The sequence below is a fragment of the Kineococcus auxinigenes genome (assembly GCF_050871525.1).
GTDB lineage: Bacteria > Actinomycetota > Actinomycetes > Actinomycetales > Kineococcaceae > Kineococcus.
The window spans coordinates 21,406-45,811 of the sequence record NZ_JBKBCT010000024.1; the positions used below are offsets into that span (position 1 = coordinate 21,406).

Here is a 24,406-nt window from a genome sequence, read left to right on the forward strand (position 1 = left end):
CCGTCGTGACCCTCGCTGCGACCAGGGCCGCTGGGGGGAGCCCCGGGCCGCCGGCTGGCGCCCATCATGTGGGCCCGTGCCCGCCGGAGGAACCCCTGCGGCGACGGTGATCCAGCGACGTGGACCCGCAGTCACCGCACACCGACCAGCGGTCACCAGGAGGTGGCGCAGAGCTCATCCACCGAGCACGCTGAGTCGCCACAGGGCGTCGGTGTCAGTCCCAGTGCGGTGGTCGCTGGGAGAGGTACCACTCGTCGTCGAGCCCCCCCGCGGCGTCGCCCCACCCCTCGTCGCGGTCGTCGGAGGAGCGCTCGTCCTCCAGCGGCACCTCCCGGGCGGGGTCCGGCCCCTCGCGCTCCGGCCCCTCGCGCTCCGGCCCCTCGCGCTCCGGTCCCTCGCGCTCCGGTCCCTCGCGGTCGCCCCGTGCAGCGCCGGTGCCCGAAGCACCCGGCACGCTCACGACGCCTCCCCGCGCGGCAGCGGCACCTGCTGCTGGGGCTGCTGGGGCTGGGGCCCGTCCTTCCCGGCACGCGGCGCGTCGGGCGCCGCCCCCCGCGGCGGTGGGGGGCTCTGCGGCGGTGCGGCGGGTGCGCGCAGGTCCAGCACGAGCTCGGTGTCGGCGCCCAGCTCGTCGACGGCCTCCCGCCAGCGGCCGGCGATCCGGGCGGCCTCGGTCGCGGGGTCGGCGAGCACCTCGGTGCCCAGGGAGCGCACGTACCGCCAGCCGCACCGCTCCAGCCGGTCGGGGCCGTCCACCTCCCGCTCCAGCACGTCGGCGGCCGCCCACGCGGGGCCGTCCAGCTCCACCGCGAGCGCCGGACCGCTGCCGTCGGGGCGGCGCACCGCCAGGGGCACCGCCCGCGAGGCGCCCACCCCTAGCTGCACGGGCAGCCCGAGGTCGCGGCAGGCGGCGGCGAGGCGGCGCTCCAGCGCGCTCGCCCGCGACTCCCCCGGACCGGGTTCCCCCGGACCGGACTCCCACGCCAGGGCCACCCGCAGCAGGAGGTCCCGCCCGTCCCCGCCCGCCCCGCTGCCGGGCGCGGCGTCGTCCCGGCGCGCGTCGTCCAGCACGACGGTGGTGCGCCGGCGCGAGCGCGTCAGCGCCAGCACCGCGTCCTGCAGCGCAGGGGCGGCTGCCACGACGGGGTCGGCCAGGACGACGACGTGGTCGCGGCGCTCACCGGTCCAGCGGGACGGCTCCGCCACCAGCAGCTCCCCGTCGGTCCCGCCGGCCACCAGGCCCTCCTCGGTGACGCGGCGGCGCACGGCGTCGGCGAGCAGGTCGGCACCGGCGGCGTCCGGGACCACGACGCCCAGGGAGTGGCCGGGGTGCCGGCGCAGGGCGTCGACGACGACCTCGAGGACCAGGTCCACCAGCGCGTCGGGTCCGCGGCGGGGCGCGGGGGCGCGGTCCGAGGTGCGGTGCACGGCGCGCGGTTCCGGTCCGGCGCCGTGCAGCGAGTCCGGGGCGCGGTGGTCCCCGGCGAGCGGCACGCCCTCCAGCAGGCGGTCGTCCAGGCAGGCGTGCTGGCGCTCCAGGCGCAGCCCGGGCAGCACGCCCGCGGTGTCGCCCAGCAGGTCGCCCAGCGGTTCCTCCGGCGGGCCGGCCGGCGGTTCGGCGGAGCCGTCCGCGGCCTCGGGGCGCGCGGTGGCGACCGGGCCCGCCCCGGCGGTGGCCAGGTCGGTGGGCCCGGGCAGCGCCGGGTCGCCCACCACGACGACCTGGCGGCCGCGGGCCAGGGCGGGCAGGACCCAGGAGGTGGCGCTGGAGCGCGCGCCGAGGACGACCACGAGGTCCGCCTCGGGCAGGTCGGCGCCCAGGGCGGCGGCGCCGGCCGCCGACAGCGCCGTGCAGGGCAGCAGCGCGCCCGCCGCGGCCAGCTCCGGCGCCAGCGGCTCGGCGGGGCCGGCGGCGGTGCGCAGCGGCGGGCGGGCGGGGCGCTGCGCCGGGGCGGGCGCGGCACCCGCGCGCGCGTCGACCGCGCCGCGCACCCGGCGCGCGTCGTGGGCGCGGGCCGCCGCCTGCGCCAGCTGCAGCGCGGCGCGCGCCCGCCGCAGCGCGGTGGTGTCCGGCGCCCCGACGAGGGGGTCGGCCAGGGACAGGGCGTCCAGGACGCCCGCCCACCACGCGCGCTCCACCTCGGCGGTCAGGTCCACGCTGCCCGGGCCGTCCCAGCGCGCCCCCAGGTCCTCCAGCAGGGGCTGCCAGCCCGCCGCGGCGAGCTCGTCGAGCAGCACGGTGCGCTCGGGCAGGTCGTCCAGCGCGGCGGCCGCCCGCACCAGGTCGCGCAGCAGCGCGGTCAGCTCGGGCAGCTGCACGTCCAGCAGGGAACCGTCCGGCGTCAGCTCGGCGAGCAGGGGCTGCGGCAGGACGCGCTGCAGCTCGAGCAGGTCCGCGCGCAGCGCCGCCACCGCCACGCACAGCTCGTCCAGGCCGTCCGGCACGTGCGGGGCGCCGTCGCGCACCGAGACCCGCTGCCACGCCAGGCGCTGGGCGCGGGCGCGCTGCAGCCACTCGTGCAGCTCGGCGGTGCCCTCGGGCACCGCGGCGGGCAGCAGCAGGGCGCGGGCCTGCCGCCGCAGCCGCCAGCGGGCCAGGGCGCCCACGCGCACGCCGTTGTCGCGGCGCCACTGGGCGCTCGCGGTGGCGGCGGCCACGTCCCCCAGGGAAGCGGCGAAGACGTCCGGGCCGAAGCGGGCGACGGTGGCGCGCACGCCCTCCAGCAGGTCGACGCGCGCGGCGGCCTCGGCGACCGAGGCGGCTCCGCGCAGGCCCGCCGCGTCGCAGACGGTCGCCATGAGCGCCCGCGCGGCCGGCAGCGCGTCCTCCAGGGCGCTGCGCACCCGGGTCAGCGCGTCCGCGGCCGCCTGCGGGGCGCGCAGCTGCGCCCCGGCCCACGGGCCGCTGGTGCCGGTGGGGTCGAAGGCGCCCAGCTCCACGGCGCGGCGCAGCCGCCCGGCCCAGGCCGGCAGGTCCTCGCGGCGGCACGCGGCCAGGTCCTCGCCGCGCAGGCGGCGGGTCGTGGTGGCGGGCACGGGGCGCTCGGCCAGCTGCGCCAGCGCCTCCAGCGCGTCGTGGACGCTGACGCCCCAGGGCGCGCGCGGGCGGTGCAGGGCGTGGGTGTGCTCCTCCAGCAGCGCCGCGTCCGCGGCCGGGTCCGGGCGCGTGCCGGGCGCCGCGGCGCCGCTGCGGGCCTCGAGCTCACCGCGGGCGGTGCGGGTCTGCTCGCGCACGTCGGCGATCACGGCGGCGGGGTCCAGGTCGGCGGTCAGGTGCAGCACGAGCCGGCCCAGGCCGTGCTCGCGCAGCCGCTCGTCGACGGCGCGGCGCTCGGCGGCGGCGTCGGCCACCAGCAGGGTGGTGCGCCCGGCGGCGGCACCGGCGGCGACCAGGGCGGCGGCGACCTGGGTGGCGCCGGTGCCGGCGGGGGCCTGCAGGCGCAGGTCGGCGCCGGACAGGACGTGCTCGACGGCGCGCCGCTGCGCCGCGTCCAGCGGCAGGCCGACCCGGTCCGCGGCCACCGGCGCGGCGGGGGGCTCGGCGGCGCAGGGCTCCGCGGGGGTGACGGGCGCGCCCTCGGCGAGGGCGCGCACGACCCGGTGCCCGCGCACGTCGGCGCCGTGCCGGTGCAGGTGGGTCAGCAGGTCCGAGCCGGGGTCGGCGAACGTGGCCAGCAGCAGCCGGCGCTCCACCCGCAGGCCGGGCACGCCGGCGAGCTGGCGGCGCACCTCCTCCAGCGCGGGCTCGGGGTCGAAGCCGCGGTGCCTGCCCACGGCCCGCGCGACGCGCTCGGCGTCCAGCTCCACGCCCAGCTCGGCGCGGGCGGCGCGCACCAGGACCGGGTTGACGAGCACCCCGGGGTCCAGCCGCACCACGAAGTCCTCGCGCGCCTCGGCGGCGGGGGTCAGGGAGCAGCGGCGCAGCAGCAGGGGCGTGCGGCGCGCCGCGGCGCCGGCGGGCGGGGTCCACGTGACGGTGCCCACGGCGACGGCGAGGGCGCGGGTGCCGCGCTGGGCCAGCAGGACGCCGGCGCGGCGGTGGGTGGCCCGCACGCGCCGGCGGGCGTCGGCCCGGGCGCCGGGTTCGCGCACGAGGCTGGACAGCGACGCCGGGCCCCCGGCCAGCAGCTGCGCCAGCCCGGAGGGGTGCGCGGTGGTCAGGTCGAGCCCCTCGTCGGGGACGTCCAGCAGCGCGGACGTCCCCCCGAGCGCCTGCGCCTGCGCCCACCACCGCCGTCGGGTCGCGTCGGCGGTGCGGGGTGCGGCGTCGTTCACGCCCTCCACAGTAGGCGCGCCGGCGAGCGGTCCGGCCCGCTCGCCGCGCCGCTCACCCGGTGGGGCGCCCCCGCCCGCCGGTGGGGGCGGACTGCGCGGTGGGCTGCGCGGCGGGCTCGGCGCCGGCCGGTCGGGCGGTCGACGGTGCGGCGGGGACGCTGCTGGTGGAGCGGGCCAGCGCGACGAGGGTGACGTCGTCGCGGGCGCGCCCGCCGCTGTGGCGGCGGGCGACCTCCAGGGCCTCGTCGACGAGGGCCTGCGGGGTCAGTTCCGGCAGCCGGGACAGCGCCGCCAGGACGCCCTCCACGCCCAGCTCGTCGGTGGTGCCGCTGGGGCGCGCCTCGGTGAGCCCGTCGGTGTAGACGACGAGCATCGAGCCGGGGGCCAGGGAGGCCGTCCCCGTGGTCCACGCGCCGGGCACGTCCAGGTGCAGCCAGGACAGCAGCGGGCCGGTGGCGCCCAGCTCCGCGACCACGCGCACGGCGCCGCCGTCGGAGCGCAGGACCAGGGGGGCGGGGTGGCCGGCGTTGGCGTACCGCACCAGGCCGGAGTCGGGGTCCACGACGGCGACGACGCAGCTGGCGAAGCGCTCGGCCTCGTCGGTGAAGACCCGCGCGGCCATGGCCAGCGCCAGGTCCGGCTCGGGGGCCAGGTGCAGGGCGGCCTCCAGCAGCCGCTTGAGCTGGATGGCCACGATGCCGGCGCGGGCTCCGTGCCCGGAGACGTCGGCCACCACGACGGCGTAGCGGCCGTCCTCCAGGTGCAGCACGTCGTACCAGTCGCCGGCCAGCAGGCCCTCGGCCGGGCGCAGCGCGGCGGCGGAGGACCACCCGGCGACGGTGGGCAGCTCGTGGGCGGCGAGCTGGTCGCGGACCTCGGCGACGAGTGGCTGGCCCTGGGACAGGGCCTCGCGGGCGGACACCGCGTCGGCGAGCTCGTCGAGGATGCGCCGGCGCATCGTCTCGGCCGAGTGCGCCACGGCGGTCAGCTCGGGGGGGCCGGCCAGCCCGACGGGGGTCTGCAGGTCGCCGCCGCCGACGCGCAGCATCTGCTGGGAGAGCAGGTCCAGGGGGCGCAGCACCCAGCGGCGCACGAGGTGCAGCACGGTGGGGACCATCAGCAGGGCGACGGCGAGGACGGCGACCTGCACGAGCTGGAAGCGGTCGACGTCCTCCTCGGCCTCCCGGCCGGCGGCGAAGCGCTGGTCCTGGAGCTCGTCGGTGAGCTCCTCGACGCGCACGTAGGCGCTGCGGAACTGCCTGCTGGCGGGGGCGTCGGCGAGCGCGTTGCGCAGGCCCTGCGCGTCGCCGGTCGCCTTGACGCGGGCCTGCTCCCGGGCGGCGATGCGCCAGGCGCGGACGTCGTCCAGGAGCGCCTCCACGCCCGCGGTGACCTCGGTGTCGCCCAGCTCGTCCGCCCGGTTCAGCAGGGTCCGCTGGCGGGTGGTGAGGTCCTCGGCCAGGTCGGACCGCTCCCGGAGCAGCGAGGGCGTCTGGGTGGGGTCGGCGGACAGCACGTACTGCTGGTGCACGACGTGCAGCTTGACGAACGCCTCGCGGAACCCGTCGAGGCTCTCGGCGACGGCGGCGCGCTCCTGCTGCGCGGCGCTGCGGATCTGCCCGTCGCCCTCGGTGGTCCACATGCTCTGGGCGAGCACGACGGTCAGCGCCAGGGAGATGAGCAGGAAGACGCCGGCCATGACGGACACGCGCCGCTGCAGGGTGGTGCGCAGCATGAGGCGGTGCCAGCGCCGTGCGAACCGCTTCAGCGTCCACCTCCTCCTCGGCCGGTGGGCGCGTCGGCCCGCCGGAGTGCGTCGTCACACCTTGTCACCTCCCGGTGCGGGTGGGCAGCCGCTCGGCGAGCACGAGCGGGCTCGCTGGGATAGACGTGGGGGGTGCTCCCCTCCCCCGCCGCCCCCACGGGCACCGCCGCCCCCACCGGTCTGCGCTGGCCCGCGTCCCTGACGCTGGTGCGCCACGGGCAGAGCACCGGCAACCTCGCCGACGCGCGGGCGCGCGAGCAGGACGCCGAGGTGGTGGACGTGGGCGAGCGCGACGCGGACGTCCCCCTGTCGGACCTGGGCCGGCGGCAGGCGGCGGCCGTGGGCCGGTGGCTGGCGACGGCCCCGGAGGCTCCGCCCGTGCCGCAGGTGGTGATCAGCTCTCCGTACGTGCGGGCGCTGCGGACCGCGGAGGCGGTGGTGCGCGGCGCGCGCGAGGCGGGGCTGGACGTGCCGGACCCGCGCACGGACGAACGGCTGCGCGAGCGGGACCTGGGCTGGTGGGACGGGCTGACGGGCGCGGGCGTGCGGGCCCGCTTCCCGGAGGAGTCCGCGCGGCGGGCGCGGCTGGGCAAGTTCTACTACCGACCGCCGGGCGGGGAGAGCTGGTGCGACGTGGCCCTGCGGGTGCGCAGCGTGCTGGCCTCGCTGCGCGAGGAGCACCCCGGCCGGGACGTGCTGGTGGTCTCCCACCAGGCCGTGGTCACGAACTTCCGGCTGGTGCTGGAGGGCCTGGACGAGCGATCGGTGCTGGAGCTCGACGCGCACGAGCCGCTGGCGAACTGCTCGGTGACCTCCTACGCGTTCGGGGACGGCGGCGTGCAGCTGCGGCTGGCCGGGGACACCAGGGCGGTGCAGGGGGTCGAGATCACTGACGACCCCGCGGACGACCCCACCGAGGAGCCGGTGGAGGACTCCGCCGGCTCCCCCGCCGGTGGGCGTCGGGGTGCGCAGGTGGCCCGGTGAGCGCCCGCGACGCGGCGGAGGGCGCGGTGACGGTGACGTCGGCGGTGCTGCGCGAGTGGCCGCTGCCGCCGCCGGGCGTGGGCAAGGAGGCGCGCGGTCGCACGTGCGTGGTGGGCGGCAGCGAGCGCACGCCGGGTGCGGCGCTGCTGGCGGCGGAGTCGGCGCTGCGCTGCGGCGCGGGCAAGCTGCAGGTGGCCACGACGGCGGCGACGGCGCCGGCGCTGGGGGTCGCCCTGCCGGAGGCGCTGGTGCTGGCCCTGCCCGCGAACGCGGAGGGCGGCATCGACCCCTCGTGCGGTGCGGAGGGGTCCGAGCTGGCGGAGCTGGTGCAGGGCGCGCACGCGGTGTGCCTGGGCGTGGGCACGGTCGGGGAGCCGGCGGTGGTGGCGCTGCTGGAGGCGCTGGTGCCGCCGCTGCGCGAGACGGTGGTGCTGGACGCGCTGGGCCTGGCACCGGTGACGCGCGACGCCACGTTCCTGCACCACCTGCAGGGGCGGGCGGTGCTCACGCCGAACCTGGCGGAGCTGGCGATCGTGCTGGACGTCGACGAGGACGAGGTCGGCCGCGACACGGCGGCCGCAGCGCGCGAGCTGGCGCGCCGCAGCCGGTGCGTGGTGGCCGCCGGTGGCGGGGAGTCGTGGATCGCCGCCCCGGACGGGCGGTTGTGGCTGGACGTGTCCGGCGGCGCGGGCCTGGGGGTGTCCGGGTCCGGGGACGTGCTGTCGGGGATCGTCACGGGCCTGTGCGCGCGGGGCGCGGACCCGGTGCAGGCGGCGGTGTGGGCGTGCCACCTGCACGGGCGGGCCGGGGACCGGCTGGCCAGCTCGGTGGGGCGGCTGGGCTTCCTGGCCCGGGAGCTGCCCGCGGAGGTGCCGCGGGTGCTCGCCGAGATCGAGGTGTGAGCCCGGCACCGCCCCGGATCGGGTCTGCGGGGCGGCCCCCGGCGGGTTCGTCAGGCCGGTGGCGCGGTCAGGACAGCAGGGCCGCGGCAGCGGGCACGACGTCGGCCAGGGGGACCTGCAGGTTCCAGGTGGTGGAGGAGCGCTGCCCGGCGGTGTGCGGGTCGCCGTCGGGGCCGGTCCAGGACTGCGGCTCGGCGGTGACCTTCCAGGCGTCGGCGCCGCGCTGGCGGGCGCGAGCGGCGAGGGCCTCGTCGCCGCAGTCGGCGGCGGCGGAGGCGATGACGTCGACGGCGCGGCTGAGCGAGCGGGCGTCGTAGAAGGCGATGCTGCACCCGGTGTCGGTGGCGCTGGTGGCCACGAGGATGCAGCCGGACTCGGCCAGCGCCGCGTCGATGGCGGCGAGGGCGGCGCTCTGGCGGGGTGCGCGGCGGGGGCCGGGCACGGTCGCGCGGGAGTCGGTGCGCAGGGTCTGAACGGACATCCGGAGTTCTCCTCGGGAGACGACGTCGGCCGGGTGTCGGAGTCCCCCTCGACTCGGCCCGACACCCAGGAGACGGCATCGGTCGGCGTGTCTTGCGGCTTGAGTGTAGGCACCCGTCCGGACCCGCCCCGACCACGGGGTGCAGTGTTCGCCTGGGGCGCAACACATCCCAACGACACAGCGTCGTAGTTCGGCTGGCCCGAACGCGGGGGCACCGGCCGGCGGCCACCCGGGCCGGACGGTCGCGCACGGGATCCCGCTAGACTCCGAGAGCCTCCGGCGACGGCCGGTGGGCGTGCCCCCGTAGCTCAGGGGATAGAGCATCGGTTTCCTAAACCGTGTGTCGCAGGTTCGAATCCTGCCGGGGGCACCCAGCAGCACCACGGGCCGGCCCGCAGGGGCGCCGGCGGCCCCCCGGCTCCGGGACGCGGGCGCGAACAGCGGGCGAACGCCCGCACCGGCCACGCGCAGAACAGCGGCGCGGCATCGTGAGCGCCCCTAGCGTGGGGCCATGCGCCGGCTGAGCACAGCGAGCACGAGCACGGTGAGCAGGGCGGTCGGTGCAGCGGCCCTGGCGGGTGGCGCCTGGGCCTGGGCGCTGGCGGCCACGGCGATGTCGGCCGTGCACGCCGCCGAGGCGCGCGCCCTGGGCCCCGGGCACACCCCGGACATGCCCGGCGAGGACGAGCTGGCGCTGGCCGCCCACGACGTGCGCCTGGCCGCGATGGCCGCGATGTGGTGCGCCCTGCCGCTGCTCCTGGCCCGCCCGTCCGCGCTGCCCCGGCGCACCGGTCCGGGCGGGCGCCGCACGGCGGCGCCGTTCGCCGCCTGGGCGGGTGCGGGAGTGGCGATCGCGCTGGCCAACGCGCTGCTCGGCCCGACGGTCGACACCCGCCCACCCGCCCTGGCCGCGGTGCTGGTGCTCGCCGCCGTCGCCGCGGGGACCGCAGCGGGGGCCGCGGCGGGGAGCGCGCTGCACCGCGGCCCCGCACCGTCGGAGGGTGCGCTCTGGTGGTGGCTGACCGGCAGCGGCGCGCTGGCGGCCGGGACCGCCTGGGCCGCGCTCGCGCAGGACCTGAACAGCGAGCGCTACGCCGCCTTCCTGCCCCGACAGGTGCCCGACGCCAACGCGGTGGCGGTGCTGGTGCTGCTGGCCACCTCGGGTGCCGGTGCACTCGCCGCCGGGTCGATCAGCGAGCGGGCGAGCGGGCGGGTGCGCCGCAACGCCCACCCGCTCCTGCGCGCAGCCCTCGTGGTGGTCCCCACCACGGTGGCGGCCGTGCTGATGCTGGACCCGACAGGGCTCCTGCCGGACGCCTGGAGCGACACCTGGCGGACCGGACCGGCGCTGGTGGCGGCGCTGGCCCCGTTGTTCCTGATCGCCGGTCCGGGCCTGCGCGCCCCGTCCCGGCGCAGGGTGAGCACCACCGCGCTCGTCCTGGTCGCGGTGGCCGCCCTGTCGACGGTGGCGCTGCCCCTCCTCGCACCGGTGGTCCTCGTCGGCGGCGTGCTCGGGCTGGTCTTCACCGCACCGGCCGGGGCGTACATCGGCTACGACGGCCTGCCGATGACCGGCGCCGGCGGACTGCTGGCGCTCGGTGCGCTGGTGGTCCTGGTCGTCCTCACCGGCGAGCGCGACGGGCAGGAGGCGCCTGCACCGCAGCGCTCGCCGGTGTGAGACGAGCAGCACCCCCACCGCCCGCGCTCGACGCCCGGCCGGGCCCGCCTCAGCTCGCCGTGACCTGCCCGGTGGCCCACGTGTAGGTCAGCGAGCCGTGCTCGAAGTCCTGCCGGACCCCGCCGGGCACCGGGACCTCCTCGCCCACGGGGTAGCCGAAGCGGCTGTTCTCCCAGCCGACGGAGGCCCAGTAGTCGCGGATGGCGCCCTTGACGAGCAGCACCGGCTTCGGGTCGTCCACGTAGCTGCGGGTGTACAGCGACCCGCGCTCGAAGTGCTGCGCCGACCAGCCGTCCCTCAGCTGGATGAACGGGTCGGAGGTGGGGTACCCGATGCCCCGCTCCCACCCCAGCTCCCCCCAGCGGTCCAGGACGTCGCGGGCCTCGAGGACGTAGTGGGCACCGGTGCGCGGACCGCGGTAGATCGAGCCGTACTCGAAGCGCTGGAAGGCGCCGCCGTCGGGCAGGGCGACCTCGTCGCCCACCGGCATGACGAGGTAGCCGCTCTCGCGCCCGGCGCGGTCGTAGGCGTCGCGGATCGCGCCGCGCACCGCGTGCGCACCGCTGCGCTCGCTGGAGTAGATCGACCCGCCCTGGAAGTGCTGGACCTGCGCGAACCCGCCGCGCCCGGCGTCGTCCTCGTCGCTGACCGGGTAGCCCAGCACCGAGCGGTCCCAGCCGAGGCGGGCGTACTCGTCGCGGACGGCTCCGCGCACGCGCCACACCCCGCTGTCCGGGCTCCAGAACAGCGACCCGCCGGTGAAGTGCTGGCCGAAGCCGCCGCGCAGCAGCGGGCCGAACTCGTCGGTCACCGGCAGGCCGGTGCCGCGCTCGTAGTCGCGGGCGGCGTAGCCGGCGGCGATCGCCCCGCGCACCGCGTGCGCACCGGCGAACGGCGACCAGTAGACCGTCCCGCCCTCGAAGCGCGTGTAGAGCCCGTCGAGGGTGCTGACGCCGAACTCGCTGGTCAGCGGGTGCCCCAGCCAGCCGTTCGTGCCGCCGGCGGCGAGGTGGCGGTCGTGGATCGCGCCGCGCACGACGTGCCCGCCGGAGCGCGGGTCGAGGTGGAAGGCGCCGTCGGCTGCGCGGTGCACCACCACCCCCTGCGCGGTGGTGGCCGACGGGGTCGGCGAGAGCCCGGTCAGCGCCTGCGGCGCCCCCGGCCGGTCGTCCCCCTCGGCGAGGTAGCGCTCGACGCTGGGCCAGCCGTCGCAGCCGTAGGCGCCCACGGGCGCGCTGGCCGCCACGACGACCCCGGTGGCGTCGAGCAGCTGGAACACCCCGCCCTGGCCGTCGGTGAGGCGGAAGTTCACCGCCCGGGACCCGCTGCCCGGCTCCACGGCGGACAGCTCCCCGCTCGGCAGCCGCACGTCGGTGACCGTGCCGTCGGAGGTGAAGGTCACCAGGTGCCCCGGGAGGCCCTGGACGCAGCTGGCCCGCACGTCCAGGTCCCGCACCGCCGCGCTCGCCGGCGGCGCCCCCACCAGCGTCGTCGCGAGCGCCGCTCCCAGCGCGGTCGTCGCGCCCCTGCGGGCACCCGCCCGCCTCTTCTGCCCCGTGGTGCTGCGCGTGCTCGTGCGCACGTCGTCCTCCCCCTCCGCGCGGGCGCCGTCACCCGCCTCGCCCCCGCGCTCCCCCCGAGCGCGTCCGGCCGCCGGCGCCCCCGCCGCGGTCCGTGGCAGACGTTCTACACCTGCGCGCCGCTGCGTCGCACGGGTTTCGGGACCCCCGGCGGGGCCGTGCCCGGGCGCCCCGCGCCGTGCGGCACCGGGACACGGGCTGCGGCCGGGGGTAGCGTCGGTGGTCGTGGAACCGGCGACGGAGGAACACTCGACGACGCGGCCCGCGGGCCCGGCGCGGCCCACGGGCGCGGCCCTGGCCCTGTGCGGTGCGCTGCTGCTGGGTGCGTGCGGCGGCACCCCCGCCACGACCACCGACCCCGCGGCCGCCACGAGCACGAGCACCGGCGAGCCCTCGGCGACGAGCAGCGGCACGGCCTCCTCGACCACCGGGACGATCACCGTCCCCGCCTACTACGCCGGCCGCACCGGCATGGACGGCGGTCTGGAGGTCGCGCTCTACCGCGAGTTCCACGACGTGCCCTCGGTGGGCGACCCGGTCTCCACCGCGGTGCGGGAGATGCTCCAGCCCCCGCAGGACCCGGACTACTCCGTCCCGTGGCCCGAGGGCACGGAGGTGCTCGGCGTGGAGCGCACGGGCGACCTGGTCACGGTGGACCTGTCCGCGGAGGCCGCCACCGCCCCGCCGGGCGCCGGCGAGGACCTCGCGCAGGCCGCGCTGCAGCAGGTGGTGCACACGGTCACGGCGGCCGACCCCTCGGTGGCGGGCGTGCAGCTGCTGATCGACGGCTCGCGCGTGCCGGACCTGTGGGGACTGGGCGCGCACGCCGGGGAGGCGCTCGCGCGGGCGAGCGCCTCGGAGGTGCTGGGGCCGGTGTGGGTCCTGGAGCCCGTGCAGGGCGCGGAGGCGACGTCCCCCGTGACGCTGGGCGGTGAGGCGACGGTGTTCGAGGCGACGGTCGGCTGGGACGTCACCGACGCCTCGGGGACGGTCGTGGCCGAGGGGTTCGCCACCGCCTCCGAGGGGGCGCCGGGGCGCGGGGCGTGGTCGGCGCAGGTCGACCTCGAGCCGGGCGAGCACGTGGTCCGCGCGTTCTCGGTGTCCGCCGAGGACGGGTCGGTCGTGGCCGTGGACTCCAAGGCGTTCACCGTCACCGGCTGACCTCCCGCCGCGGGGGCCGGCGGGCGCTGGGGACGAGTGCGTCAGACCGAGAACACCCGCACCGCCGCCTGCAGCTGCGCGGACGTGGCGGCCAGCCCGCGGGCGGCCTCGCGCACGTCCTCCAGGTCGCGGGAGGTGCGCCCGGCGGCGGTGACCACCCCGTCGAGGGTGGCGACGATGACGCGCCCGGACTCGGCGGCGGCCTCGACCTGGTCGACCACGCCGCCGGTGGTGGCGCTCTGCTCGTCGACGGCGGCGGCGATGGTGCCCTGGTAGCCGTCGATGCGGCCGACGATCTCGCTGATCTCGCTGATGCGGGCGGCGGCGGCGCCGACGGCCTGCTGGATGGCGCTGATGCGCCCGGTGATGTCCTCGGTGGCGGTGGCGGTCTGCTGCGCCAGCTCCTTGACCTCCCCGGCCACGACGGCGAACCCCTTGCCCATCTCCCCGGCGCGGGCCGCTTCGATGGTGGCGTTCAGGGCCAGCAGGTTCGTCTGCTCGGCGATGGCGGTGATGACCTTCACGACGCTGCCGACCTCGGAGGAGGAGCGGCCCAGCTCGGCGACGGCGCGGCTGGTCTCGGAGGCGACGCCCACGGCCTCCTGGGCGATCCGGGCGACGGACTGGGCGTTGCGGCTGATCTCGGCGGTGGCCTGGCCCGTGCGGTGGGCGCCGGCGGAGACCTCGGCGATGCGGGCGGTGACGTCCTGCGCGTTGCCGCTGACCTCGACGGCGCGGGCGCTGGTGCCGGCGGCGTGCTCGGCGATCTGGTCGCTGGAGGTGACCAGGCGGGAGGCGGCGGCGTCCAGGTCGCCGACCGCGGTGGTGACGTCGCGCACGACGCCGGCGGCGCGGTCCAGGGTCGCGTTCAGCGCGAGGGCGAGGTGCTCCAGCTCGGTCTGCCCGCGACCGGTGTCCAGGCGGGCGGACAAGTCGCCGGCGGCGAGGACCTCGGTGGCGCGGCGGACGGGGCGCACGATGCTGCGCCCGACCAGCCAGGACAGCACGGCGCAGGCGAGCAGGAGCGCCCCGGCGCCCAGGGCCAGGCGGCGGGCGTCGGCGAGCGCCGCGGCGGAGACGGAGTCGACGTAGACGCCGGAGCCGACGACCCAGCCCCACGGCTCGTAGCCGGCGACGTAGGACGTCTTCGGCTGCGGGTCCTCCTCACCCGGCTTGGGCCACTGGTAGTCGACGAACCCGGCGCCGTCGCGGCGCACGACGTCGACCATCTCCACGAAGAGCTTCTTGCCGTCGGGGTCGGCGTTGGCGGACAGGTCCGTGCCGTTCAGCTCGGGCTTGACGGGGTGCATGAGCATGGTGGGGCTCGTGTCGTTGACCCAGAAGTACTCCTGGCCGGAGTAGCGCAGTGAGGCGAGCGCCGCCAGGGCCTGCGCCTGAGCCTCGGCCTCCGTGAGCCGGCCGGCGGCGGCCTCGGCAGCGTGGTGCTCGACGACGCCCAGCGCGGTCTGGACGACGGCTCGCGTGGCGGCCTGGCGCTCGGCGAGGATCCGGTCGCGCGTCTGCAGGCTGGCCATGACGGTGATGCCGGCCATGGCGATCGCGGCGACGACGACGACGATCAGCAGGCGTGCGGCGATCGACCTGGTGCTGGTGGCCCTCATGGAACAGCTCCCTCGCTGGGGCGGCCCCCCGCGGACCGCTCCCTCCCATCGGCAGGTGCGGGGCGCCGCTTGACCGACCGGGCGTCGGCCCGTCGTCACCGGGTGTTCGCTGTGGGTTCGTTGAGAGTGCGCGCAGTGCTCGCCAGACTCCGCCGGGTGAGATCGCGCACCGTCGCCGCCGCCACCCTGGCCGCCGCCACGTTCCTGACCCCCCTGACCGCCGCCACCGCCGCCTCGGGCACCCACCCCGGCAAGGGCCACGGCCACGAGGAGGCCGCCCCGCTGATCGTGGGCCACCGGGGCGCCTCGGCGTACCGGCCCGAGCACACGCTGGCCGCCTACGAGCTGGCCGCGGAGCTGGGCGCCGACGTCATCGAGCCCGACCTGGTCTCCACGAAGGACGGCGTGCTCGTGGTGCGCCACGAGAACGAGATCTCCGGCACCACCGACGTCGAGGAGCGCCCCGAGTTCGCCGACCGGCAGGCGACGAAGACCATCGACGGCGTCGAGCTGACCGGCTGGTTCACGGAGGACTTCACGCTGGCGGAGCTGAAGACGCTGCGCGCCGAGGAGCGCCTGCCGGAGCTGCGCCAGGAGAGCACGATCTTCGACGGCGCCTACGAGGTGCCCACGTTCGAGGAGGTCCTCGACGAGCGCGAGCGCCTGTCGAAGGAGCTGGACCGCGAGATCGGCATCATCCCGGAGATCAAGCACTCCACGTACTTCCAGTCCATCGGCCTGCCGATGGAGCGCAAGGTGGTGCACGCGCTGAAGCAGCACCACCTGAACCACCCGGACTCGCCCGCGACCGTGCAGTCGTTCGAGCTGACCAACCTGGTCGAGCTGCGCACGAAGTTCGGGCTGAGCGCGGACTCGGTGTTCCTCACCTCCGCCTCGGGCGCCCCGGCGGACCTCGTGGCGGCGGGCGACCCGCGCACGTACGCGGACCTGCTGACGCCGTCCTCGCTGCGGTACCTGGCCCGCTACGTGGACGTCGTCGGCCCCTCGCTGAACCAGGTCGTCGCGCTGGACGTGGACGGCACGCTGGGCGAGGAGACGACCCTGGTCGCGGACGCGCACGCCGCCGGCCTGGAGGTGGTCCCCTACACCCTGCGCCCGGAGAACGAGTTCCTGCCGGTGGACTACCGCAGCAGCGAGGACCCGGCCGAGTTCGGCCGCGTCCTGGACCTGGCGCAGGTGTACTTCGAGGCCGGCATCGACGGCGTCTTCACCGACTCCCCCGACCTGGGCGTCGTGGCGCGCGACCGCTTCCTCGACGAGCGCGACGGCGAGCAGCCCGCCGCCTGAGGACCGCCGGGCACGGCGCCGGGCCGTTCGAGGTGCGCGGGCCGGCGCCGTGCCTAGCATCGCAGTCGTGGGCACCTCCGGGAGTCGCCGCCGCGTCGCCGCGGGCCGGTGATCCCGCGCGCGCCCGGCGAGCGGGCGGTCCCGGGCGGTGAGGGTCCGCGGGCGCGTCCGGGCCGGCTGCTGCGGGGTTCGGCCCGCGCGGTGGTGGCCGCCCGCTACGTCGTGCTGCTGCTGTGGGCATCGCTGGCGGCGCTGGCCGTGTGGGCGCCGTCGACGGGCGCCGGCACCGAGGCCACCCGGTTGCAGGCCTTCATCGACCCGCAGGACACGACCCTGGCCACCGAGACCGCCTCGGCGCGGGCGTTCGGCTTCCCGCTGATCTCGCGCACCGTGCTGGTGCAGCACGACCCGCAGGGCCTGTCGGTGTACGACCAGGCCCAGGCCGTGCTGCGGGCGACGGCGTTGACGCGCGGCGAGTACGAGGACGCCGGCCCGATCGTGGGCGCGCTGCCGGTGACGAACACCCTGGCGGCGTTCCCGGGTTCCACCCGGGCCGGCACCACGGCCCTGACCTTCCTGCTCATGGACCCCGACGAGGGCCTGGGCGACCGCACCAGCGCGGCGCAGCGGTGGGCCGCGGAGCACCTGGACGCCGAGGACTCCTTCGTCGGGGTGAGCGGGTCGGTTCCGGCACGCGTGCAGCAGGCGCGCACGCTGCACGAGGAGCTGGCCCTGGTGGAGGTGACGACCCTCGGCGCCATCGCCGTGGTCGTCGGCCTGCACTTCCGCTCCCTCGTGGCCCCGGTGCTGGCGATCGTGACGGCGGGCACCGCGTTCTTCGTCTCCCTCCGGCTCGCCGAGCTGGTCGCCGGCGCCATGGGCACGGGCGTGCCCGAGGAGCTGCGCCCGCTCGTCCTGGCGCTGCTGCTGGGGGTCGTCACCGACTACGTGATCTTCTACCTGACGGGGGTGCGCCGGGCGCTGGCCGAGGGCGCGGACCGGCTGACGGCCGCGCGCACGGCCACGGCGCAGTACGGGCCGATCGTGGCCGTGGCCGGGGTGACGGTGGCCGCGGGCACCGCCGCCCTGGTGGTGGCGGACTCGCCCTTCTTCGCGGCCGTCGGACCGGCCATGGCGATGTCCGTGCTCGTCGGGGTGCTCGTCTCGACCACGCTGGTGCCCGCGGTGATGGCCGTGCTGGGCCGGGCCCTGTTCTGGCCCTCGAGGCCGGTGCGGACCCCGCCCGCCGCGAGCGGTGCGGGACGCCGGGCCGCCGCGCGCCGCGAGCGCGGGGTGCGGCTGCTCACCCGCCGCCCGGTCGCCCTCGCCGTCGTCCTCGGGTGCACGGCGCTGCTGGCCGCGGCGTCGCTGCCGCTGCAGCAGCTGCGCCTGGGGGTGGGGTTCGTGCCGTCGCTGCCGGCCGACGCCCCGGTGCACGTGGCCGCGGACGCCGCCGCGGAGGGCTTCGCGCCCGGCATCGTCTCCCCCACGGTGCTGCTGGTGCAGGGCGAGGGCGTGACCGGGCAGCGCCGGCAGCTCGCCGCGCTGGGTGCCGCCCTGGAGCGGCAGCCGGGCGTGGCGGGGGTGCTGGGCCCCGGCGACCTGCCCGAGGAGCTGGCGCGGCGGGCGCTGCTGGCCCCGCAGGGCGATGCGGCCCGCTTCCTGGTGGTGCTGGCGGGCGACCCGATGGGCGGCACCGCCATCGCCGACCTGCGCGCGCTGCGGGAGGACCTGCCCGCCCTGCTGGCGGGGGCGGGCCTGGGCGGGGCGGAGCGGGGGGTGGGCGGGGACACCGCCCTGGCCTCGGCGCTGGTGGCGCTGACCGAGGACGACGTGGGGCGCATCGCGCTGGCCGCGCTCGGCGTCAACCTGCTGGTGCTGGTGCTGTTCCTGCGCGCCCTGGTGGCCCCGCTGTACCTGCTGGCCACCAGCGTGCTGGCCCTGACGGCGTCGCTGGGCCTGGCCACGTGGCTCTTCCAGGACCTGCTGGGCCACGACGGGCTCACCTTCTACGTGCCCTTCGCGGCCGCGGTGCTGCTGGTGGCGCTCGGCTCGGACTACAACGTCTTCGGGGTGGGCACCATCTGGGCGCAGGCGCGCACCGCCCCGCTGCGCGAGGCGGTCGTGCGGGCGGTGCCGCAGTCCTCCCGGGCCATCACCGCCGCCGCGGTGACGCTGGCGCTCAGCTTCGGGCTGCTGGCGCTGGTGCCGCTGCGCTCGTTCCTGGAGCTGGCCGTCGTCATGGCCCTGGGCATCGTCCTGGACGCCATCGTGGTGCGCTCGCTGCTGGTGCCCACCCTGCTGGTCCTCGTGGGGCCGGTCAGCGGCTGGCCGGGGCACGCCCTGTCCCGCGACGCCGCGGCCCGCGGCACCCCGCCCCGCACCGCCGCACCCGCCGGGAGGCCGTGATGCCGCGAACGCCTGCGCCCTCCCGGGAGCGGGAGCGCACCCGCCCGCGCCGGTGGGTGCCGGTCGCGACGCTCGTCGTCGGCGCCGTCCTGGGCGCCGCGACCACCGCCGGGCTGGTCGAGCTGGGGGTCCTGCCCCTGGGCGCCCCCGCCGCGCAGGACCCCGGGGCGGTGCGCGACGCCGCGCCACCGGGAGAGGTGCCGGAGGTCCCCGAGGCCTGCCGGGAGCTGGCCGAGGTGTCGGTGGAGGCCGTGGACCTCGCCCGGCGCACCGCGGAGTCGATCGCGCAGGCCCGCGCCCGCGACCTGGTGCCGGTGCTCGAGCGCCTGGAGGAGCTGGACCCGCGGGTGCGGGAGCTGGCCGCCTCGTGCGACCTGCCGCAGGTGGGGTGAGCCGTCGCGGCGGGTTCCTCAGCGGGCGACGGCCCGGCCGAGCAGCCGGATCAGCACCCCGGCCGCGAGCACCGCGATCCCGGTGAGGACGGCCTGGACCGGCAGCGTGGCCACCAGCACGACGCAGCCGGCGGCGCCCAGCACCTGCAGGCCCCTCGGGAAGAGCCGCTGGGCGCGCGGCTGGCCGATCGCGGCGAGGTTCGTGACCAGGTAGTACAGCAGCACCCCGAACGACGAGAAGCCGATGGCGCCGCGCAGGTCCACGGTGAGCACGAGCACCACCACGACGAGCGCCACGGCCGCCTCCGCGCGGTGCGGCACCGAGAACCGCGGGTGCACGGCGGCCAGCGGGCGGGGCAGGTCGCCCTCACGGGCCATCGCCAGGCTCGTGCGCCCCACCCCCGCGATGAGCGCCAGCAGGGCACCGGTGGCCGCGGCGACGGCCCCGGCGCGCACCAGCGGTGCGGCCCACCCCCACCCGCCGGCCTGCACGGCCGCGAGCACGGGCGCCGCGGTGCCGGCGGCGCCCTCGGCGCCGAGCACGGCCAGCACCGCCACGGCCACCGCCGCGTACAGCACGACGGCCGCGCCCAGGGCGAGGACCACCGCGCGCGGGATGGTGCGGGCCGGCTCGCGCACCTCCTCGGCGAGGGTGGCGATGCGCGCGTACCCGGCGAACGCGAAGAACAGCAGCCCGGCGGACTGCAGCACCCCGTACCAGCCGCCGGGCGCCTCCCACGCCAGCCGAGCGGTGTCCGCCCGCCCGCCGGCGGCGGCCGCGGCCAGCACGAGCGCCAGCGCGGCCAGCGCCACGCCGAGCAGGGCGCGGGTGGCGGCCGCGGTGCGGGTGATGCCGCGCAGGTTCACCGCGGCGAGGACGACGACGACCGCTGCGGCGACGGGCCGCTGCCACGGCGCGGGCACCAGGTGCGCGGCGACGACCAGGGCCATCGCGGCGCAGCTGGCGGTCTTGCCGATGACGAAGCCCCACCCGGCGAGGAACCCCCACCACGGGCCCAGCCGCTCGCGCCCGTACACGTAGGTGCCGCCCGCGGAGGGGTACGTGGCGGCCAGCTGCGCGGAGGCCACCGCGTTGCAGAACGCGACCACCGCGGCGACGCCGAGGCCGAGCAGCAGGGAGGTGCCGGCCGCGGCGGCGGCCGGGCCGACGGCGGAGAACACGCCCGCGCCCACCATGGAGCCCAGGCCGATCGCGACGGCGTCGCCGGTGCCGAGGCGGCGGGCGAGGGCCGGGGAGGTCGTCACGCGCGGGACCGTAGCGGGGTCGGGTGAACGGCCGGGTGCGGGCCGCGCGGCGCGCGGTGGCAGAGTCGCCGGCCGTGCCCGACGCGCCCCCGCCCTGGTCCGTGCAGCTCCTGTCGCCCGCCACCCTCGCCGGCGCGCAGGAGGTGATGCGCACCTGCATCGCGCGCGACTTCGGCGACGCGCACGACCCGGTGGTGCACGCCGACGTCGACGACCCGCTGCACCGCTACCCGGGCACCGCGGAGGCGTTCCTGCTCGTGGCGGTGGACGCGGGCAGCGGCGAGGTGCTCGGCACCGCGGGGCTGCGCGACGGGCGGCTGCGGCCGGGCGCCACCCCGCCGCACCTGCTCGAGCGCTACGCCGACGGCCGCACCGGCCAGCTCGTGCGGGTGTACGTGGCGGCCGCGGCCCGCCGGCGCGGCACCGCGCGCGCCCTGGTGGCGGCGGTGCGCGAGCGCGCCGCGGCGGACGGCCGCTACGAGCGCCTGGCCCTGCACGCGTACCGCCACTCCCCCGGCGCGGTGGCGTTCTGGGAGGCGCTGGGTGCCCGCGTCGTCGCGGACGACTCGGCGGGCCCCTCGCGCAGCGTGTTCTACGAGTTCACCTCCAGCGGGTCCGCGGGCTCCCCCGCGCCCGGCGGGCCGTCGCAGACCAGCCCGGAGGTGAGCGCGTCGAGGTTGCGGCGCACCAGCGAGGGGTAGTCCTCGCCCTCCGCGGCGCGCTCGATCGGGTCCAGCACGCCGGTGCCCACGCCGAGCTCGCGCGCCAGGGTCTCGGTGACCTCCGGGCTGGTGGAGACCTCGAAGAAGACCGTGCGCACCCCGGCGTCGCGGACGACGTCGACGACCCGGCGCACGCGGGCCGGGGAGGGCTCGACGTGCGGGTCGATGCCGGTGAGGCCGACCTGCCGCAGCCCGTAGCGCTCGGCGAGGTAGCCGAACGCCTCGTGGGAGGTGACGAGCACGGCCCCGCGGCAGGGCGCGAGGGCCTGCGCGTGCTCGGCGTCCAGGGCGGCGCTCTGCTGCGCGAGCTCCTGCGCGCCAGCGGCGTAGTCGGCGGCCGCGGCCGGGTCGAGCTCGGTGAGGGCGGCGGCGACGAGCTCGCCCGCCTCGGCCAGGCGCAGCGGGTCCAGCCAGAAGTGCGGGTCGGCGTCCAGGTCGGCGAGAGCGGCGGTGTCGACCACCCGCCCGGGCGCGGAGACCTCCAGGGCGTCGTCCGTGGACGGCTGCAGGCCGGACTGGTGCACGAGCAGGTCCGCCTCGCCGAGCGCGCCGACCTGCGCGGCGCTCAGCTCCACGTCGTGGCTGTCGCCGCCCGGCGGCACCAGGCCCGTCACGTGGACGTGCTCGCCGCCGACGACCTCGGCGACGTGCTGCAGCGGGGGTGAGGAGGCCAGGACGTCCAGCCGGCCGTCGTCGGCTCCCGGCACCTCCCCCGCCGCCCCGGTGGAGCAGGCGGCGGGGGCCAGGGCCGCGAGCGCGAGGGCTGCGGCGGCCCAGCGGCGTGCGGGGCTCACGCGGTCCCGGCCTCCTCGTGCTCGTGCTCGCCCTCGTGGGCGTGCCCGTGCTCGGCGTCGCCGGTCACGCCGTTCAGCTCGTTGGGCACGACGTCCAGCTGCGTGCTCTCGAAGACCTCGCCGGTGGCGACGTCGACGGCGTGCAGCTGCTTCGTGGCGGGCTCGGTGACGTAGGCGGTGCCGTCCAGGACGTGCAGGGTCGGGCGCGGCTCCTGCCACTGCAGGGGTTCCTCCCACGGCGCGACGACGGGGATCGAGCGCACGACCACGCCCGTCTCGGGGTCGATGACGTGCAGGGCGCCGTCGGTGCCCAGGACGAGGGCCTCGCCGTCCTCCCCGCGGCCCAGGGAGCGGAAGGAGTAGGAGGCGGGCAGGTCCACCAGGCGCAGGGTGGCGTCGCGGGTGTCGATGAGGGAGACGCGGGTGGGGCGCTCCAGCTCGGCGTCGGGGTCGGTCTTGTAGTCGCCCAGGACGATCGGGGAGGCCCCGGAACCGGCCTGGTTGCCGATGCGGCCGTAGGGGTCCGGGGCGGCGACCTTGGTGATCGCGCCGTCGCGGTGCACGAGGGCGCCGTCGGTGCAGCCGATGACGACGGCCTCGCCGGCGGCCACGGCCTCGCCGTGCACGCCGGGGCACTGGTCGCTGCGGGTGGTCTCGGTGCCGTCCGCGTCGAGCCAGCGGGTGCCGGTGCGGGCCTCCTCGGTGCCCTCGGAGACGATCAGGCTGCCGTCGCCCAGTTCGACGGCCACGCCGTGGTGAGCGGCGGGGGTGGTCAGCTCGCGCTGCTCGCGGTCGGGGTCGGCGACCTCGGCGGAGTCGAAGGCGGTGACCTGCCCGCTGCCGTCGTCGAAGAGGACGGTGCGGCCCTCGTGCACGACGACGTGGCCGGGCTTGACGGCCTCGAACGCCACGTCGGTCAGCTCGGGCTCGGCGGTGTAGTGGTGGGAGTGGTCGCCGTGCGGCTCGCTCCAGGTGCCGGCGTCGAGCACCTGGAAGGCGCCGGTGGTGGACAGCAGCAGGTGCCGGCCGTCGCCGGCGGGGTTGAGGCGGGTGAAGCCCTCGACGGGCAGGTCGGCGAGGACCTCGAAGGTCGAGGCGTCGAGCACCTGCACCCCGCCGTCGTGGGTCAGGGCCAGGCGCGGGGTGCCGGCGGCGACCTCGGTGGCGGCCGCGGCGGGTTCGGGCGTGTCCTCGGCGCTGGCGGCGGGCTCGGAGGTCCCCGCACCGCAGCCGGTGAGCAGCAGCAGCGAGAGCAGCGAGCCGGCGGCGAGCGGGCGGGTGGGCAGGTGGGTGAGCGGGTGGTGCACGGCGGTCCTCGGTTCCGTGGGGGTCGTCGGGCCCCGGGCGGGGCGGTCCGGAAGCTAGCAAATGATTGTGATTATCATCAACACCGTGTCAGCGCCTCCCGCTCCCCCGCCCGCCCTCGCCTACCGCGGCTGCTGCGCCGGCTACGCCGCCGGCCCCGTCGTGCGCGACGTCGACCTCGAGGTCGCCCCCGGCGAGTGCGTCGCCCTGCTCGGGCCCAACGGCGCCGGCAAGACCACCCTGGTGCGCGCCGCCCTGGGCCTGGCGCGCGTGCACGCCGGGCACCTCGACGTCCTCGGCCACCGGCACGACCGGCTGCCCGCCGGCGCGGGCCTGGGCTACGTCCCGCAGCGGCACACCGTGGCCACCACCGTGCCCGCCACCGCCGCCGAGGTCGTCGCCGGCGGGCGCCTGGGCGGCACCGGCCCGCTGCGGCGCCTGGTGCCGGCGCAGCGCCGCCGCGACCGGGCCGCCGTCCTGGACGCCCTCGACCTCGTGGGGCTGCGCGCCCGCGCCCGCACCCCCCTGGCCGAGCTCTCCGGCGGCCAGCAGCGCCGGGTGCTGCTGGCGCGCGCCCTGGCCGGCGACCCGCGCCTGCTGCTGCTGGACGAGCCCACCGCCGGCGTCGACGCCGCCGCGGCCCGCGCCGTCGCCGCCGTCCTGCGCGAGCAGCTCGACGCCGGCACCGCCGTGGTCCTCGTCACCCACGAGACCGCGGCCCTGGCCCCCGTGCTGCACCGCGTCGTGCGGGTCGAGGGCGGTTGCGCCTGCGAGCAGCGGGGGCGGGTGGCCGCCGGTGCCTGAGCTGCTGCAGCTGCTGGACTACGCGTTCCTGCGCCGCGCCCTGCTGGCCGCCGCGATGGTCGGCCTGGCCGCCCCGCTCGTCGGCGCGTTCCTCGTCCAGCGCGGGCTGTCCCTGGTGGGCGACGGGCTGGGCCACGTCGCCCTGGCCGGCGTGGGGGTCGGGGCGCTCACCGGGCGCAGCCCGGTGTGGGCCGCGCTGGTCGCCGCCGTGGGCGCGGCCCTGCTCATCGAGATCGTCCGCCACCGCGGCCGCACCGGCGGCGACGTCGCGCTCGCGCTGCTGTTCTACGGCGGCATCGCCGCCGGCGCGGTCCTGCTGAGCCTGGCGCCGGCGGGCGGGGCGAACCTCGAGAGCTACCTGTTCGGGGCGATCACCACCACCAGCGCCGCGGACGTGCGCGCCTTCGCCGCCCTGACCGCCGTGGTCGTCGTCGCGGTGCTCGTGCTGCGCCCGTGGTTCTTCGCCGCCGGCAGCGACGAGGAGCACGCCCGCGCCGTGCGCCTGCCGGTGTTCCGGCTGAACTGCGCCCTGGCCGTGCTCACCGCCGTGACGGTCGTGCTCTCGATGCGCACCGTGGGGCTCCTGCTGGTCAGCGCCCTGCTCGTCGTGCCCGTGGCCACCGCCCAGCGGCTGTGCCGGGGCTTCGGGGCCCTGCTGCTGGTCGCGAGCGCCGTGGGCGCCGCGGTCGGCGTGGGCGGGGTGGCGGTCTCCGCCGTGGTGGGCACCCCCTCCGGCGGCACGATCGTCCTGCTGGCGCTGGCGGTGTTCGCGCTCGCGGCAGCGCTGCGGGCCGGGTCCGGGCGCGTGCGCCGGACCCGGGTGGCCACCACCGCCTGAACCGGCCCCCGGCGCCACGACGCCGCCGCGACCGGTCGGTCGCGGCGGGGGCGTGGGGGGGGGGGGGGGGGGGGGGGGGGGGGCCGGGGGGGCGGGGGGGCGGCGGGCGGGCGGCGCGGG

Annotated in this window: 19 protein-coding genes and 1 tRNA gene; 11 read left to right on the forward strand and 9 right to left on the reverse strand. The window is 78.1% G+C overall.

Annotation, left to right across the window (positions count from 1 at the left end; all coding sequences use genetic code 11):
• Positions 1–214 precede the first annotated feature (214 nt).
• Genes ACRYR9_RS09025 through ACRYR9_RS09035 form a run of 3 tightly spaced genes read right to left on the reverse strand, consistent with a single transcriptional unit; the run spans position 215 to position 6,010 of the window.
• Positions 215–460, reverse strand: coding sequence for a hypothetical protein (locus ACRYR9_RS09025; protein WP_432494331.1), 246 nt, complete (start codon positions 458–460; stop codon positions 215–217).
• Positions 457–4,275 carry a hypothetical protein gene (locus tag ACRYR9_RS09030; RefSeq protein WP_432494330.1) on the reverse strand — a complete coding sequence of 1,273 codons (3,819 nt, stop codon included), beginning with the start codon at positions 4,273–4,275 and terminating at the stop codon, positions 457–459. Before ACRYR9_RS09030 ends, ACRYR9_RS09025 begins: the two co-directional genes overlap by 4 nt.
• A 52-nt stretch (positions 4,276–4,327) precedes the next feature.
• Positions 4,328–6,010: a PP2C family protein-serine/threonine phosphatase gene (locus tag ACRYR9_RS09035; RefSeq protein ID WP_432494328.1), complete on the reverse strand. Its 1,683-nt coding sequence runs from the start codon at positions 6,008–6,010 to the stop codon at positions 4,328–4,330.
• A 162-nt stretch (positions 6,011–6,172) separates the two neighbouring features.
• On the opposite strand from ACRYR9_RS09035, the gene ACRYR9_RS09040 reads away from it, so the two are divergent.
• Positions 6,173–7,024, forward strand: coding sequence for a histidine phosphatase family protein (locus ACRYR9_RS09040; RefSeq protein ID WP_432494326.1), 852 nt, complete (start codon positions 6,173–6,175; stop codon positions 7,022–7,024).
• A complete protein-coding gene (locus ACRYR9_RS09045) occupies positions 7,021–7,926 on the forward strand; it encodes an NAD(P)H-hydrate dehydratase (RefSeq protein ID WP_432494324.1) in 906 nt (301 codons plus the stop codon). The genes ACRYR9_RS09040 and ACRYR9_RS09045 overlap by 4 nt, the downstream gene beginning before the upstream one ends.
• A gap of 67 nt (positions 7,927–7,993) precedes the next feature.
• On the opposite strand, the gene ACRYR9_RS09050 is transcribed toward ACRYR9_RS09045, so the two are convergent.
• Positions 7,994–8,407 carry a hypothetical protein gene (locus ACRYR9_RS09050; protein ID WP_432494322.1) on the reverse strand — a complete coding sequence of 138 codons (414 nt, stop codon included), beginning with the start codon at positions 8,405–8,407 and terminating at the stop codon, positions 7,994–7,996.
• Between the two features lie 297 nt (positions 8,408–8,704).
• Between ACRYR9_RS09050 and ACRYR9_RS09055 the strand changes: the two genes are divergently transcribed.
• Positions 8,705–8,777: transfer RNA gene (locus ACRYR9_RS09055), tRNA-Arg, on the forward strand.
• Positions 8,778–8,918: 141 nt separating this feature from the next.
• Positions 8,919–10,085, forward strand: a complete 1,167-nt coding sequence (locus ACRYR9_RS09060) for a hypothetical protein (RefSeq protein WP_432494320.1) — start codon at positions 8,919–8,921, stop codon at positions 10,083–10,085.
• Between the two features lie 49 nt (positions 10,086–10,134).
• Here the strand turns inward: ACRYR9_RS09060 and ACRYR9_RS09065 are convergent, their stop codons facing one another.
• Positions 10,135–11,667 carry an LGFP repeat-containing protein gene (locus ACRYR9_RS09065; protein WP_432494318.1) on the reverse strand — a complete coding sequence of 511 codons (1,533 nt, stop codon included), beginning with the start codon at positions 11,665–11,667 and terminating at the stop codon, positions 10,135–10,137.
• 223 nt (positions 11,668–11,890) lie between these two features.
• On the opposite strand from ACRYR9_RS09065, the gene ACRYR9_RS09070 reads away from it, so the two are divergent.
• The gene (locus ACRYR9_RS09070; protein ID WP_432494316.1) at positions 11,891–12,826 is read left to right on the forward strand and encodes a Gmad2 immunoglobulin-like domain-containing protein; all 936 of its coding nucleotides are present in this window, start codon (positions 11,891–11,893) and stop codon (positions 12,824–12,826) included.
• A 41-nt stretch (positions 12,827–12,867) separates the two neighbouring features.
• On the opposite strand, the gene ACRYR9_RS09075 is transcribed toward ACRYR9_RS09070, so the two are convergent.
• On the reverse strand, positions 12,868–14,448 hold the full coding sequence (locus ACRYR9_RS09075; RefSeq protein WP_432494314.1) for a methyl-accepting chemotaxis protein: 1,581 nt from the start codon (positions 14,446–14,448) through the stop codon (positions 12,868–12,870).
• Between the two features lie 156 nt (positions 14,449–14,604).
• Between ACRYR9_RS09075 and ACRYR9_RS09080 the strand changes: the two genes are divergently transcribed.
• The 3 genes from ACRYR9_RS09080 to ACRYR9_RS09090 all read left to right on the forward strand — a co-directional run bounded on the left by ACRYR9_RS09080 (position 14,605) and on the right by ACRYR9_RS09090 (position 18,557).
• Positions 14,605–15,756 carry a glycerophosphodiester phosphodiesterase gene (locus ACRYR9_RS09080; RefSeq protein ID WP_432494312.1) on the forward strand — a complete coding sequence of 384 codons (1,152 nt, stop codon included), beginning with the start codon at positions 14,605–14,607 and terminating at the stop codon, positions 15,754–15,756.
• Between the two features lie 108 nt (positions 15,757–15,864).
• The gene (locus ACRYR9_RS09085) at positions 15,865–18,165 is read left to right on the forward strand and encodes an MMPL family transporter (protein WP_432494310.1); all 2,301 of its coding nucleotides are present in this window, start codon (positions 15,865–15,867) and stop codon (positions 18,163–18,165) included.
• A complete protein-coding gene (locus tag ACRYR9_RS09090) occupies positions 18,165–18,557 on the forward strand; it encodes a hypothetical protein (RefSeq protein WP_432494308.1) in 393 nt (130 codons plus the stop codon). Before ACRYR9_RS09085 ends, ACRYR9_RS09090 begins: the two co-directional genes overlap by 1 nt.
• A gap of 18 nt (positions 18,558–18,575) precedes the next feature.
• Here the strand turns inward: ACRYR9_RS09090 and ACRYR9_RS09095 are convergent, their stop codons facing one another.
• A complete protein-coding gene (locus tag ACRYR9_RS09095; RefSeq protein ID WP_432494306.1) occupies positions 18,576–19,823 on the reverse strand; it encodes an APC family permease in 1,248 nt (415 codons plus the stop codon).
• A 74-nt stretch (positions 19,824–19,897) separates the two neighbouring features.
• Here ACRYR9_RS09095 and ACRYR9_RS09100 point away from each other — a divergent pair, with 74 nt between their 5' ends.
• Positions 19,898–20,524, forward strand: a complete 627-nt coding sequence (locus ACRYR9_RS09100; protein ID WP_432494304.1) for a GNAT family N-acetyltransferase — start codon at positions 19,898–19,900, stop codon at positions 20,522–20,524.
• Here ACRYR9_RS09100 and ACRYR9_RS09105 read toward each other — a convergent pair.
• Complete coding sequence (locus ACRYR9_RS09105) at positions 20,416–21,339, reverse strand: metal ABC transporter substrate-binding protein (protein ID WP_432494302.1); 924 nt, start codon at positions 21,337–21,339, stop codon at positions 20,416–20,418. The genes ACRYR9_RS09100 and ACRYR9_RS09105 overlap by 109 nt on opposite strands.
• Complete coding sequence (gene aztD, locus ACRYR9_RS09110) at positions 21,336–22,646, reverse strand: zinc metallochaperone AztD (protein ID WP_432494300.1); 1,311 nt, start codon at positions 22,644–22,646, stop codon at positions 21,336–21,338. Before aztD ends, ACRYR9_RS09105 begins: the two co-directional genes overlap by 4 nt.
• Positions 22,647–22,731: 85 nt before the next feature.
• On the opposite strand from aztD, the gene ACRYR9_RS09115 reads away from it, so the two are divergent.
• Both ACRYR9_RS09115 and ACRYR9_RS09120 read left to right on the forward strand, forming a co-directional pair.
• Positions 22,732–23,448 (forward strand): metal ABC transporter ATP-binding protein, encoded by a 717-nt coding sequence (locus ACRYR9_RS09115; protein WP_432494298.1) that lies wholly within the window; start codon positions 22,732–22,734, stop codon positions 23,446–23,448.
• Positions 23,441–24,286, forward strand: coding sequence for a metal ABC transporter permease (locus tag ACRYR9_RS09120; protein ID WP_432494296.1), 846 nt, complete (start codon positions 23,441–23,443; stop codon positions 24,284–24,286). Before ACRYR9_RS09115 ends, ACRYR9_RS09120 begins: the two co-directional genes overlap by 8 nt.
• The last annotated feature ends 120 nt before the right edge of the window (positions 24,287–24,406 follow it).

Excerpts from the sequence above, each read along its gene's own strand:
- ACRYR9_RS09035 (WP_432494328.1), bottom strand. The coding sequence starts at position 6,010 with ATGCTGCGCACCACCCTGCAGCGGCGCGTGTCCGTCATGGCCGGCGTC.
- ACRYR9_RS09050 (WP_432494322.1), bottom strand. The coding sequence starts at position 8,407 with ATGTCCGTTCAGACCCTGCGCACCGACTCCCGCGCGACCGTGCCCGGC.
- ACRYR9_RS09060 (WP_432494320.1), top strand. The coding sequence starts at position 8,919 with ATGCGCCGGCTGAGCACAGCGAGCACGAGCACGGTGAGCAGGGCGGTC.
- ACRYR9_RS09075 (WP_432494314.1), bottom strand. The coding sequence starts at position 14,448 with ATGAGGGCCACCAGCACCAGGTCGATCGCCGCACGCCTGCTGATCGTC.
- ACRYR9_RS09090 (WP_432494308.1), top strand. The coding sequence starts at position 18,165 with ATGCCGCGAACGCCTGCGCCCTCCCGGGAGCGGGAGCGCACCCGCCCG.